This is a genomic window from Hyphomicrobium sp. (assembly GCF_019744875.1).
GTDB lineage: Bacteria > Pseudomonadota > Alphaproteobacteria > Rhizobiales > Hyphomicrobiaceae > Hyphomicrobium_C.
The window spans coordinates 1,055,906-1,068,383 of record NZ_JAIETU010000002.1 but is presented as its reverse complement, the minus strand read 5'-3'; the positions used below and the strand labels follow the sequence as shown (position 1 = coordinate 1,068,383).

Sequence of the window (12,478 nt, the reverse complement as noted above, 5' to 3'; positions counted from 1 at the left end):
CAAAGAAGTCTTTGTCGCAAAACGCGAATTAGGCTCCAACAGCCGGGAGGGCGTTGGCCTTCCGGCCTACCTAGGGAACATCTGAGGCGCCGCGGTGCGGTTTGCACGCCGCGCCGTTCCGCATGGGGCCTGCCATGACCAACGGGAAGACGCGCTGACCCGAGGCCGCGGCCTCACCCCGCGACATCCGCGAACACGCCCCCGGTCAGCGGCGACGTCACGCCCGTCGTGCCGGGAAACGTGATCGGAAGGCCAAGGCGGGAGCGCACCGCAAGATACGCCCAAGCCTCCGCCTCCACGCCGTCGCCGTCGAAACCGAAGCCTTCGGCAGGCAGCACCGGCGCGTCCACGCGCTCCGCAATCATGCCGAGCAGCGTCTCGTTCTTGCGCCCGCCGCCGGATGCGATCCAAAGCTCGGGACGCTGCGGAAAATGATCGAGCGCCCGCGCGACCGCCGCCGCTGAAAACGCCGTCAGCGTCGCCGCGCCGTCCTCCACCGAATGCCCGGCGATCGGCGCCGCATCGAACGCGTTGCGGTCGAGGGACTTCGGCGGCGGCAGGGCGAAAAACGGCGCAGCCAGCCATTGCCGCACGATTGCGTCGTCCGCCGTGCCTTTCGCGGCGAGGCGTCCTTCGGCATCGAATGGCAGTCCGGCCTTCGCCTGGCACCAGTCGTCGATCATCGCCGAAGCCGGGCCGGTGTCGAACGCAATCAACGTCCCGTCCGCCCCGATCCAGGTGACGTTTGCGACGCCGCCGAGATTGAGAATGACGAGCGGCCGTTGCTCGACCTCGCCGGCCAGCGCGCGATGATAGACGGAGGCGAGGGGCGCGCCTTGTCCGCCGGCCGCCACGTCGGCCGCCCGGAGATCGTAGACCACGGGCCGGCCGCAGCGCTCGGCCAGCAGGGCGCCGTCGCCGAGCTGCACGGTCAGGCGCGCTTCGGGCCGGTGCAGCACGGTCTGGCCGTGAAAGCCGATGATGTCGATGCTCTCGGGCGCGATGTCGTGATCCGCCAGATAGGTGGCCACGGCTTCTTCGTGCAACTCCGTGAGGTAGCATTCGAGAAGCTTGAGCCGGCCGGGCCGCGCGTCGCGGCTTTCGAGCCCGGCCGCCTCGGCAAGCCCGTCGCGAAGCTGGCGGCGAAACGCGTCCGAATAGGGGTAGGTGGCCGGAAGGCCGCGCCCGAGCACGCGCTCGCCGTCGGTCTCGATCACGGCCACGTCAATTCCGTCGAGCGAGGTGCCGCTCATGAGCCCCAAGGCGCGCCAGACCTCTCCCTGCTGCTTGCTCACGCGCCTCTCCTCATGCATGGTCCTGCCCGAAAGCGACCCCCGGCCGTCCGTCCGGCGACGATCGCGCCGATCACCGGAGTTTTGGCGGAGCGGCGCGGCGCCGGACATTAAGAAGGTTCCCGCACGCCGTCATGACGAATTTCCGATCCGACTTCCTCAACATTCTGACCGAGCGCGGTTTCATCCACCAGTGCTCCGATAGCGCCGGCATCGACGAATTGGCGCGCACCGGCAAAATCGTGGCCTACACCGGCTACGACTGCACGGCCCCGTCGCTCCATGTCGGTCATCTGCTTTCGATCATGATGCTGCACTGGCTGCAGAAGACCGGCGCCGGCAAGCCGATTTCCCTGATGGGCGGTGGCACGACCCGCGTCGGCGATCCGTCGGGCCGTGACGAGACCCGCAGGATCCTGACCCTTGAGACGATTGAGGACAACAAGAACCAGATCAAGACGGTGTTCTCGAAGTTCCTCTCCTTCGGCGACGGCAAGGCCGACGCGCTGATGCTCGACAACGCCGAATGGCTGGCCAAGCTCAACTACATCGATTTCCTGCGCGACGTCGGCCGCCACATGTCGGTGAACCGCATGCTGTCGATGGACTCGGTCAAGCTGCGCCTCGACCGCGAGCAGGAGCTGTCGTTCATCGAGTTCAACTACATGCTTCTGCAGGCCTACGACTACGCGGAGCTCGCGCGCCGCTACGGCACCAACCTGCAGATGGGCGGCTCCGATCAGTGGGGCAACATCGTCACCGGCATCGATCTCGGCCGGCGCATGGGCGTGCCGCATCAGCTCTATGGGCTGACCTGCAATCTGCTGACGACGGCCTCGGGCGCCAAGATGGGCAAGACCGCGGCCGGCGCCGTCTGGCTCAACGAGGACCAGCTCTCCGCCTATGATTACTGGCAGTTCTGGCGCAACACGGAAGACGCCGACGTCGCGCGCTTCCTGAAGCTGTTCACGACGCTGCCGATGGACGAGATCGCGAAGCTCGCAGCACTTGGCGGGGCCGAGATCAACGAAGCCAAGAAGGTGCTGGCCACCGAGGCGACCGCGCTCGTCCACGGCCGCGACAAGGCAGCTGCTGCGGCCGAAACGGCGAAGACGACCTTCGAGCAGGGCGTGACGTCGAAAGATCTGCCGACCGTCGAAATGGACTTTAGCGCTGATGACGAAGGTGTTGAGCAGGGATGGACCGAGCGTCGCGCGGAAGCCATCCTAAAAAAGTCAGGTATCGCTTCCTCGCTCAGCGACGCTCGGAGGAAAATTGCCGAGGGTGCAGTTAAGATCAACGATGAGCAGGTCAAGGACCCTGGGAAATTGTTCCGAAAATCTGATGTTGAAATCGAGACCAGGGCGTTCAAAGTCCAATACGGCAAGAAGAGAATTGTCCTCGTGAAGCCTGTCTGACGCGCTTACTTTTTCTTGGATGCCCCGCCCGGCGTCGTCTCTGACGACCAGCCGTCGACCACGGATCCGCGCTCCGGGCTCGTGCTCGACGCGCGCACCTTCGGCTCGGCGGCGGGCCGCTTCGGCTCGCGCACCTGAACCTGCGGATTGGGGCTCGTCAGCTCCATGATGCCGCGCAGAATTCCAGGCGTGAACATCGACAGCGGATTGACGATGACCTCCGGCCCCGACATCGGCCCCTGGATCGCATAGGTGATGCCGAACACGCCCTGGCAATCGAAACCCGCCACGAGTGGACCGAACAGGGGGATGTCGCATACGGCGGCGTTGATGCCCTGCAGCGGAATGTAGGTGCCGCCGAGATTGACGCGCTGGGCGTTGAAATCGACGCGCCCGCGGATCGATGCGCCCATCAACGGGCCGCGCAGATAGGAATCGTCCAGCACAAACTGGCCGTGCCCGATTTGGAACGGCACCTCCATGCGCTGGAACTCGAACACCTGCCGCTCTGTCGGCTTCTTGGGGCCAGGCCCGCCCTCGGCGCTCGAATACACTTCCGAAATGATGGGATCGCCGAGCACGCGGAAATTGTCGATCGAGAGCACGCCACTCTTGTCGGCCGCGCCCTGGCCGTCGAGCTTGACCTCGAGCTCCATGCGCCCGCCCTTGATGTTCGGATAGAGCCCGATCATCTTGAGCATCGATCCGGCATCGCTCGCTTTTGCATAAGCGACGCGCGGTCCGCCCGGCTTGAGCTCCATCATCACGGGGTTGCCCCCTTCGAGCGTACCGTCGGCTTCAAGCGCGATGATCCTGTCCGCGCGCTCCGAGTATTTGATCTTGGCTTTGCGCAGCGAGATCTCGGCGTTGCCGATCACGGTATCGATTTCACCCGTGAAATCGACGCCCGCCGCCGGATGGCGCGGCTTGATCTCGTCTTCCTTGTTGCCGAGCGCGAGCATCGAGCGGAACACGTCCTTCGCCTCGAAGGTCGAGCCCTTGGCGGTCACGGTCCAGATCCGCTTGTCGCTCATGGTGCCGCGCACGTCGAGGCGTGAGACGACGTTGATCGAGAAGTTGGGGAACGAGAACTCGCTCACCTCGCGCCCCTCGGGCCGGTCTTCGACAACGGCCGATCCATCGATGGCGATGTTGTCGCCGACGACCTTGAAGTTGAGCAGATCGACCCTGCCGGGCGTCCCCGTTCCGAGGTCGAAATCGAGCGAGGCGGGTTTTCCAGCGGGCTTTTTCCACGCCACGCTGGAGAACAGAAGCTCGGCGTTGGTCAGGTCGCCGTGCACGTGAACGAGAGCAGGGGCGTCGGGCTTTTGCGTCACCGTGATCTCGACGGGCATCGTGCCCTGGATCAGATGGTTGACGTCGAGGCCGAGCTGCGTCCGGTCTGCGTTGTCGAGCGAGGCCGTGATCTTGAGCGGCGGCTGGGCTTCAGGCGCACCCTCGAGGATGCGGTGCATGTTGAGCTTGGCCAGCACGCCGTTGATCGTCAGGTCGCCCTTTGCGACCACGCCAGCGTCCGAAGCTTCGACGTCGATGGTGCCGCCGTTGAGGGTGACATTGTAGTCTTTGCTCGTGCCGCGGATTTCGCTGATGCGCGCCTTGCCGACCGCCTTGGGCACGCTCGAGTCGTTGACGAGCGGCATCGAGATTTTCAGCTCGCCGTCGACCTTGCCCTCGATCCCCGCGATCGGCAGCGGCCCCTGTCCGGCCAGATGAAGCTGGCTGCGGTTCAGCGTCTCGATGAGCACCGGCAACGTCGTTTGCGATTTGAGCGCAAGCTCGGCAATCGGCGCCTCGTGCCGAACGTCCACCACCGTCAGGCGCACGCCTTTGAGCGGCAGCCGGGCTTCGGGCCCGGCAATGATCGCAGCCTCCGGCACGTTCACTTCGAGCGAGCTGTTTTCCATCCGCAGAATCGCGCGCGGCGCTTCGATCGGCAAGCTGCGCGGCAGTGGCTCCATGTTGAGATCGGCCACCTCGAGGCTGGCCGACAGCCGCTCGCGTGACGTGCCCGCAACAGGATCCGCAAGTCCATCCTCGGTATCGAGGAAGCGCCCGGACAGGAACTTCAACGACGCCGACTGCAGGCTCGCCTTGTTCACCTGCTCGCCGACCCAGGTCCGCGCGGTGGGGGCAACGGCGCGCGGCCAGATCGTCTTGAGGGTTGCGAGCGGCATCGGCGAAATGGCTGCTTCGATGCGGGTGCTCGGCGGCCCGGAGCCGCTGATCACCTCGCCGTTGGCCGTCACAGCGCCGCCCCCGGCCTTGAAGAGGAATTCGGAAAGCTGGACCAGTCCTTCGGCCGGAATGACGCGCCCTGCCGCCTTGAATTCATCGATGGGCATGGCCGGCAGCTCGAACTCCTGCGCCGAGAGCACGCCGTCGGTGCCCTTGAGGTCGAAATGCCACTGCGGGGGGCCGTCTCCTGGCGGGTCGCTCGCGACCGAGCCGGTGAGGGTGATGCGGCTGCTGCCGGCCCAGTTCAGCGTCGAAGGCGCAAGTGTCATCTGCTGTTTGCCGGCGTCGTAATGCAGCGCCACCTTGCCGCTGTCCAGCGCAACGGGCGCGTTGCCGAGCGACGAAAGGACGAGCGATCCCTGCTCCACGTCCAATCCGAGGTCGGCGGTGCGAAGAGTCCCGTCACTCGAAAGATCGACGTTGAGTTCGCCCGTCATCGGCATGTCGAGTGCTTCGAGCAGAGTGAGGCGCGGCGACAGTCTGGCGAGCGTGCGCGGCACGAGCCTGTCGACGTTGACCTTGAGATTGATGGCGTCCGCACCATCCGCCTCGTCCATTCGGAACGCAAAATGCCAGGGCTGCTCCGGCGAGCTGATCGTCGCTTCCCCGGAAATGACGCTGTGTCGCGCCGTGTGATCGAGGTCGACGGTCGCTTCCTGGACGTGGATCTCGCTGAGCCTGCCGTTGTCCGTGACGCTCACGATGGCATCCAGCACGCCGAACTTTCGCAGCAGCGTGTCGCTCTCGTCGCCTTGCCGCGCCCGCTGTGAAGCGTCCGACAGCACTTTCGCGATGTCGATGCGATGGTAGCGCGAGGCGTCGCCCGCGGTGCCGACGGCTTGCGCCGCCCCGCCGTGGAGGCCCGTTTGAGGACGCGAGGCAGATCCATCGCCGCCCTGTCCGCCGTTCGCGATGCTGAGCGAGAAGCCGTTCGCGTCGCTGTAGACCACGGCCAGCTTCGGCTGGATGAGATTGATCCGCTCCGGCACGGCATCCAGCCGCCACAGCGCCGCCTTGCTGAACTTCACGGCCGCTTCGGGCGCCGAGACGACATCGTCGCCGTCCGCTTCCTTGATGCGCAGGTTCGTGATCCTGAGCTCGACGCCCTTGTCGGCGCCGATGGCGAGATAGGCATCGTCGATGTCGGCGCGGAATCCGCTGAGCGACGCGTTGATCCGGGATTCGATGCGCTTGCTGAACGATTTAAGTGGCACCGGGCTGTGCATCAGCCAGACGTAGCCGACCGCCGCCGCGCCGAACGAAAGCAGCAGCACCGGCACGATGACATACAATCCAAGGACGCGGGCCGTATCGCAGGCGAACGCGGCGACCGGGCCGAGGCCGCGGTCGTCGTCGGCCGTCTCGGACACGCCGACGAACGGCGCTTGCTCGCGCCGCGCAGTGCCCCTTGAGGTGCCGGGCCGATGTGTCGTCATCCCCAAATACGTTCTCCGGCCCAGGTCACTGAAAAGGATGTCGCTGAAAGACTAAGAGCATTTTCCGGTCGCCTGGTCACTTTCCGCGACCGGTGGCTAAGGAACAGCATGCACCTGCGTTGCGACGGGCGGATGAGGATCGCGGCCCGCACCGGCAAATGCCGCGCGAAGGGTCTTCCGCGCCACGCATGTCGAGCTGTCGCCGCAATAGTCCGCGCCAGTTGAAATACGCTTACGGCCGAGGGCACCTTGCGCCCGGCCCGATGTAACCCTATTGCACGCTGACGTTCGCGGATTTTTTCCCCGGCGCCCACCGCCGAAGGCCGTGATTTGGCTCACAGAAAGCGACAAAAGAAAGGCGCAAACCCATGCTTCAGGACGGCGATTTGGCGCCCCTCTTCGATCTCCCGTCTGACGGCGGCGACCGGCTGGCGCTCGCGGACTTTCGCGGCCGTTGGGTCGTGCTTTACTTCTACCCCAAGGACGATACCGAAGGTTGCACCATCGAAGCCCGCGAGTTCAGCGCGCTGACGGCGGACTTCGCCGCCGCGGGCGCCGTCGTGATCGGCGTTTCGCCGGATGGGCCCAAGAGCCACCACAAGTTCAAGTGCAAGTACGAACTCGATCTTCTCCTGGCCGCGGACGAGGAGAAGACGGCGGCGAACGCCTACGGTGTCTGGGTCGAAAAGAAGATGTACGGAAAGACCTTCATGGGCGTCGAGCGCGCGACGTTCCTGGTCTCGCCCGAGGGCCGGCTGGCCCGCACCTGGCGCAAGGTTTCGCCGAAAGGGCATGCCGCTGAGGTGTTGGATGCCGTTAAGGCGGCAAAGCCTTCAGCTTGATGCAGAATGTGCGGGTTCGAGAGCGCGTGCGCCCCTCTGCACGCCAAGTCACGCACAGTACTTTTTCCCCATGTGCGCGAGATATGATGACCGCCTGATGAAACCGTGCTAGACGCCTGTTGGGGAAGGATGCCAATCGGTTAGCGCTTTCGAGGCGTGCCGGTTGGAGGGTTGCTCAAAGCCAAAAGCACCATAAAAAGCACCTTCAAAGGTGTGCTGATCAGAAAATTCGCGACAGGTCGAGCGTAACCGCGGAGGTTCAACGTATGCTGCCTCAATTCCGCAAGCCGGAAACTGATAGCCCCCAGTCCAACATTTCAAACCTCTCGGCGCCGCCGTCGACCCTTGGTCCGAGGCAGACCGCAGCGTCGTTCCGCCCGGGTGGACCTTCCGGCGCGTCCGTCATCGGCGTCGATCTCGTCATCCATGGCAACCTGACGTCCAAGGGTGAAGTCCAGATCGAGGGCGAGGTGCAGGGCGACATTCACGGCACCCACGTCGTGATCGGCGAGCGCGCGCGCGTCACGGGCGGCGTCATCGCAGAGGAATGCGTCATTCGCGGCCATCTTCTCGGCACGGTGCGCGGCCGTCGCGTGCTGTTGCAGAGCTCGAGCCACGTCGAGGGCGACATCTACCATCAGACGATGGCCATCGAGCAGGGCGCCTTCTTCGAGGGCAAGTCGCGGCGCACGGACGATCCGTTGGCTGGCGTGAGCCGGCCGGAGCGGGCACAAGGCGAGAGCTCGTCGTCGTCGCTTGCGAGCGAGGGCAGCCAGCCCGAACCGTACCGCTCCGAGACGCCGCCGCCGCTGGTCTGACGACGCACCATCCCATCATGCAAGGCCGCGCTGTCCCGAGAGGGGCGGCGCGGCCTTTATGCTTTGTGCGGAGGATCGACGCCGTAGGGCGCAAGCCGCGGGACGCCATCACCCCGGATCGGCCTTAAGACAACTGTGCAAAACCTCGCCTGCCGTGCCAAAAAACACTGTTCTATGTTTGTCCGAGCGAGTGCGAATCAGTGGATAGCCTGTGGATAACCTGTGAAAAGTGAGAGCTAGTTGGCTGTAGAAAAACAAGAAAATGAAAAAAAGAATCATTAGAGAACACGGCGTGGCGACGCGCCCAAGAGACACGCGTCAAGCAAGAGACACGCGTCAAGCCGGGCCATGACAGCGCCCGATGTCGAGACCGTCGTCGTGGGGGCAGGCGTCGTCGGACTGGCGGCGGCCCGGGCGCTCGCGCTCGCCGGCCACGACGTCCTGGTCGTCGAGCGTCACGCCGCGATCGGCCAGGAGACCAGCAGCCGGTCGAGCGAGGTCATTCACGCCGGTCTCTACTACCCGCCAGGCAGCCTGCGCGCGACGCTCTGCGTGGAAGGCCGCCGCCTCCTCTATGATTTTGCAGATGCCGCCGGCGTGCCGGTGGTCCGCTGCGGCAAGCTCCTCGTTGCGGCAACCGCCGAGGAAGGCCCCCGCCTCGACGCCCTGGCGGTGAACGCGCGCGCCTGTGGCGTATCAGACCTCGTCGCCCTGTCCGCCGCCGAGGCGCGCCGCCTCGAACCCGAGCTGGCCTGCGCCGCCGCCGTGCTGTCTCCGTCCACCGGCGTGATCGACAGCCACGCCCTGATGGTCGCGCTCGAAGGACACCTTCGAGCGGAAGGCGGCAGCGTCGTCCTGAACCATGCTGTTGAAGAGATCGGGATCGGCCGCGACGGCGCCTTCGAACTGACCATTGCAACCGGGACCCAGGCCCCGTCGCGTCTCTCCGCCCGAAATGTCGTTCTTGCAGCCGGATTGGGGGCAACCCGCCTTGGCGAACGCGCCCCGCGCCGCGCCGCCTATCGCGTCCCCGAGGTCTATCCGGCGCGTGGCCATTACTACGCGCTGGCCTCTCCGGCCCCGTTCCGCCACCTCGTGTATCCCATGCCCGAAACCGGGTGGCTCGGCATCCACCTGACCCTCGACGTGTCCGGCCGCGCCAAATTCGGCCCCGACCTCGAATGGCAGGCCAGCCTCAACACGCAACACTACGAGCCGAGCTATGTGTTCGACGAGAAGGACGGCGCGCGCCGCACGGCGTTCGAGGAAGCGATCCGGCGCTACTGGCCTGGTCTGCCCGGCAATGCACTGGAGCCGGCTTACGTCGGTGTCCGGCCGAAGCTCTATAAGCCCGGCGAGGCGGCGCCGGACTTCGCCATTCACGGGCACGCCCAGCACGGCATCGAACGCCTCGTGGCGCTCTACGGCATCGAGAGCCCAGGGCTGACGTCGTCGCTTGCAATCGGCGCTCATGTCGCCGCGATGCTCTGAGCGCGCCCCGGAAACGATCACGCGAACCGGAAACGAAAAAGGGCGGCTCGATGCGAGCCGCCCTTCTGATGTCGAGCCGTGCGACCTCTTAAGGCGCGGGCGTCGGAGCTGCCGGTGCCGGAACGATGTCCGTTGCGGCCGGGATCGCGATGCCTTCGCGGTCAGCCACGTAGGTGAGGCCGCCGAAGACTGCAGCGAACACGATCGCCGTCACGAGCGCGCTGACGAAGCGGTTCGAGAACGAGAGCAGGTTGCCGAGCAGATCGACGACGAACACGATGGCCGCAGCGATCAGAACGAGTTCAGCAACGGCGTATTCGCCGGGCAGGAAGTGCGGCGGCGGTGCGTTGACTTTGCTGACGAACGCGAGCGCGCCGAAAATGACGGCGAAGATCACGGCTGTCAGGAATGCGTTTCCTACGCGGCTCGAGAACGAGAGGACGTTGCCGATCAGGGCAACGACGAAAACGATTGCGGCTGCGATAACGACAGGTTCATAGATGACGTGTTCAGCAGGCAGAAACATGGAAATCCCCCAGTTTTGCGCCACCGGATTTTGTTTTTGATGGCGGCCAATCCTTATACCAGCAGGGCCGGGTTGTCATGCGTTCTGGGCTGGCGGGACTTTTGTCCTCAACGGCGATGGGACGTCTCGAGACGCCGTTCGAGCGTTGCCGAATAGCGCGACATTGCAAAACAGAACGCCCAAAACACCACTGCGGCGAAGAAATATCCGGTGGAGGCCGTTTGCGGCGAAAACCATTTCGCGTCCGCCTGGATGGACTGTTCCACGATGCCGATCAGATCGAACAGCCCGATAATCAGCACCAAACTCGTGTCTTTAAAGAGCGAGATGAAGGAGTTGACCAGTCCGGGAATGACGATCCGGATGGCCTGGGGCAGCACCACGAGGCCCACCTTTTTCCAGTATCCGAGCCCGAGCGCTTCGGCCGCTTCGTACTGTCCGCGCGGGATGGCCTGCAGTCCGCCGCGAATCACTTCCGCGATGTAGGCGGCCGAAAACAGCGCCACGCCGACCAGCGCCCGCACCAGTTTGTCGACGGTGACATCCGGCGGCAGAAACAGCGGCAGCATGACGGACGCCATAAACAAAACTGTCACAAGCGGCACGCCGCGCACGAGTTCGATGTAGCCGATCGAGAGCCAGCGCACGATCGGAAGCTCTGAACGTCGGCCGAGTGCCAGCAGCACGCCGAGCGGGAACGATGCGGCAATGCCGACGCTCGCAATCACGAGCGTGAGCAGAAGCCCGCCCCAGCGTTCCGTGCCGACATGCGCCAGTCCGAACGCGCCGCCATAGAGCAGCAGCGATGCCAGGATCGGAAAGACGACCAGCATGTAGAGCGACAGCGCCAGCTTGTGCGGCACGCGTGGCGTCATCAGCGGCACGAGCCCGCCGAGCGCCAGCACGCCCGTCAGGTGCACGCGCCAGAGTTCCGCCTCCGGATAGCGCCCGTAGAGAAACAGCCCCATCTTGTGCGTGATGAAGGGCCAGCAGGCGCCCGCGCCCGGAACCCGGCAGGCTGACCCGTCGCTGCCATGAAACACCGCGCTGACAATGGCCCAGTCGACGAAGGCGGCGACGATCCATGTGGCTGCGGCAAGCAAGACGACGCTGATCGCCGCCTGCCCCGGCGTCGGGAACAGCGTGCTGCGCATCGCAGCGACCCAACGGGCAGCAGGGATGCCGAATGCGGAGGCCCGGATCATCGCTCCCTCCAGGCCGTGCGCGCGTTGAGCCAGTTCATGAAGAGCGCGGTCGCGAGGCTGATCGCGAGATAGACGGCCATGGTGATGGCGATCACTTCCACCGCCTGTCCGGTCTGGTTGAGCACCGTGCCCGCGAACACGGAGACGAGATCCGGGTATCCGATGGCAACCGCGAGCGAGGAGTTCTTGATCAGGTTCAGATACTGGTTGGTGAGCGGCGGAATGACGATGCGGAGCGCCTGCGGCAGGATCACGAGCCGCAATGCCTGGCGGCGGTTGAGCCCCAGGGCGGCCGCCGCTTCACGCTGTCCTTCGGGCACGCCCAGAAGGCCCGCGCGAACGATCTCCGCGATGAAGGCGGCCGTGTAGATCGAAAGCCCGACCAGCAGCGCAAGGAACTCCGGCTCGATCGAAACGCCGCCGTCATAGTTGAAGCGGCCGAGCGTGGGCACGGTCACGGTCGTCGTCGATGCCGCGACCGCGAGCGCAATAAGAGGCGCCAGCGCCACCGCCGCCCACGCCGCGCGAATGACCGACGGGCTTCGCGCCGTCCCGCGTGCCCGCAAGCCGCGCGCGTCACGCCACAACAGCAAAGCGCCAACGATGGAAAGCGCGAATGTGAACGCGACCGCCGATCCGTGCTCGAATGCGAGCCGCGGCACATGCAGGCCCCGCACGTCGAGAACCGTACCGCCCGGCAGTTGGAAAGCCGCACTCGGCGCGGGCAGGCTGCGCAACACGGCGACGTACCAGACGAGCAACTGCAGCAGCAGCGGCACATTGCGAACGATCTCGACATAGACGAGCGCCAGCCGCGAGGCGAGCCAGTTGTCCGATACGCGCGCGATGCCGAGCGTGAAGCCGAGCACGGTCGCAAGCACGATGCCGAGCGCGCCCACGAGCAGGGTGTTGCTCAGCCCCACCCAGAACGCCTGCGCGTAGCTGCTTTTGCTGGAGTAGGGAACAAGCGCCTGCGAAACGTCGAAGCCCGCTGTGCGCGACAGGAAATCGAAACCCGAAGCGACGTTCTGCGCCTTGAGGTTGGCCGCCGTGTTGAGGCCGATCGTGACCGCGAGCATGGCCACCGCCATCAGCAGCAGCGCCTGCAGCGCGATCCCCCGCATGCGCGGGTCGTAGGCTGCGTCGATCCAGGCGGAGCGGTCTCGCCAGCGGAATGCGATGGGCTTGCTCATC

At 65.2% G+C, this 12,478-nt stretch carries 9 protein-coding genes; 4 read left to right on the top strand and 5 right to left on the bottom strand.

What is annotated here, in order from left to right:
• Positions 1–173: 173 nt before the first annotated feature.
• Entirely contained in the window at positions 174–1,313 is a 1,140-nt protein-coding gene (locus K2Y42_RS05075) for an anhydro-N-acetylmuramic acid kinase (RefSeq protein WP_291149219.1), read from the bottom strand.
• A 113-nt stretch (positions 1,314–1,426) separates the two neighbouring features.
• Between K2Y42_RS05075 and tyrS the strand changes: the two genes are divergently transcribed.
• Positions 1,427–2,710, top strand: a complete 1,284-nt coding sequence (gene tyrS / locus K2Y42_RS05070; RefSeq protein WP_291149216.1) for a tyrosine--tRNA ligase — start codon at positions 1,427–1,429, stop codon at positions 2,708–2,710.
• Between the two features lie 5 nt (positions 2,711–2,715).
• On the opposite strand, the gene K2Y42_RS05065 is transcribed toward tyrS, so the two are convergent.
• Positions 2,716–6,402 (bottom strand): AsmA-like C-terminal region-containing protein, encoded by a 3,687-nt coding sequence (locus K2Y42_RS05065; protein ID WP_291149213.1) that lies wholly within the window; start codon positions 6,400–6,402, stop codon positions 2,716–2,718.
• Between the two features lie 368 nt (positions 6,403–6,770).
• Between K2Y42_RS05065 and K2Y42_RS05060 the strand changes: the two genes are divergently transcribed.
• The 3 genes from K2Y42_RS05060 to K2Y42_RS05050 all read left to right on the top strand — a co-directional run bounded on the left by K2Y42_RS05060 (position 6,771) and on the right by K2Y42_RS05050 (position 9,553).
• Positions 6,771–7,244, top strand: a complete 474-nt coding sequence (locus K2Y42_RS05060; protein ID WP_291149210.1) for a peroxiredoxin — start codon at positions 6,771–6,773, stop codon at positions 7,242–7,244.
• 266 nt (positions 7,245–7,510) lie between these two features.
• Complete coding sequence (locus tag K2Y42_RS05055; protein ID WP_291149207.1) at positions 7,511–8,062, top strand: polymer-forming cytoskeletal protein; 552 nt, start codon at positions 7,511–7,513, stop codon at positions 8,060–8,062.
• 348 nt (positions 8,063–8,410) lie between these two features.
• Positions 8,411–9,553: an NAD(P)/FAD-dependent oxidoreductase gene (locus tag K2Y42_RS05050; protein ID WP_291149204.1), complete on the top strand. Its 1,143-nt coding sequence runs from the start codon at positions 8,411–8,413 to the stop codon at positions 9,551–9,553.
• 88 nt (positions 9,554–9,641) lie between these two features.
• Here K2Y42_RS05050 and K2Y42_RS05045 read toward each other — a convergent pair whose 3' ends face one another.
• The 3 genes from K2Y42_RS05045 to K2Y42_RS05035 form a co-directional block, all read right to left on the bottom strand.
• Entirely contained in the window at positions 9,642–10,079 is a 438-nt protein-coding gene (locus K2Y42_RS05045; RefSeq protein ID WP_291149201.1) for a hypothetical protein, read from the bottom strand.
• Positions 10,080–10,186: 107 nt separating this feature from the next.
• Entirely contained in the window at positions 10,187–11,284 is a 1,098-nt protein-coding gene (locus K2Y42_RS05040; protein ID WP_291149199.1) for an amino acid ABC transporter permease, read from the bottom strand.
• Entirely contained in the window at positions 11,281–12,477 is a 1,197-nt protein-coding gene (locus K2Y42_RS05035) for an ABC transporter permease subunit (protein ID WP_291149197.1), read from the bottom strand. The genes K2Y42_RS05040 and K2Y42_RS05035 overlap by 4 nt, the downstream gene beginning before the upstream one ends.
• Position 12,478 lies beyond the last annotated feature (1 nt).

What these genes read in the sequence shown, in the direction of transcription:
- K2Y42_RS05075 (WP_291149219.1), bottom strand. Translation starts at nt 1,313, where the DNA reads ATGCATGAGGAGAGGCGCGTGAGCAAGCAGCAGGGAGAGGTCTGGCGC.
- tyrS (WP_291149216.1), top strand. Translation starts at nt 1,427, where the DNA reads ATGACGAATTTCCGATCCGACTTCCTCAACATTCTGACCGAGCGCGGT.
- K2Y42_RS05065 (WP_291149213.1), bottom strand. Translation starts at nt 6,402, where the DNA reads ATGACGACACATCGGCCCGGCACCTCAAGGGGCACTGCGCGGCGCGAG.
- K2Y42_RS05060 (WP_291149210.1), top strand. Translation starts at nt 6,771, where the DNA reads ATGCTTCAGGACGGCGATTTGGCGCCCCTCTTCGATCTCCCGTCTGAC.
- K2Y42_RS05055 (WP_291149207.1), top strand. Translation starts at nt 7,511, where the DNA reads ATGCTGCCTCAATTCCGCAAGCCGGAAACTGATAGCCCCCAGTCCAAC.
- K2Y42_RS05050 (WP_291149204.1), top strand. Translation starts at nt 8,411, where the DNA reads ATGACAGCGCCCGATGTCGAGACCGTCGTCGTGGGGGCAGGCGTCGTC.
- K2Y42_RS05045 (WP_291149201.1), bottom strand. Translation starts at nt 10,079, where the DNA reads ATGTTTCTGCCTGCTGAACACGTCATCTATGAACCTGTCGTTATCGCA.
- K2Y42_RS05040 (WP_291149199.1), bottom strand. Translation starts at nt 11,284, where the DNA reads ATGATCCGGGCCTCCGCATTCGGCATCCCTGCTGCCCGTTGGGTCGCT.
- K2Y42_RS05035 (WP_291149197.1), bottom strand. Translation starts at nt 12,477, where the DNA reads ATGAGCAAGCCCATCGCATTCCGCTGGCGAGACCGCTCCGCCTGGATC.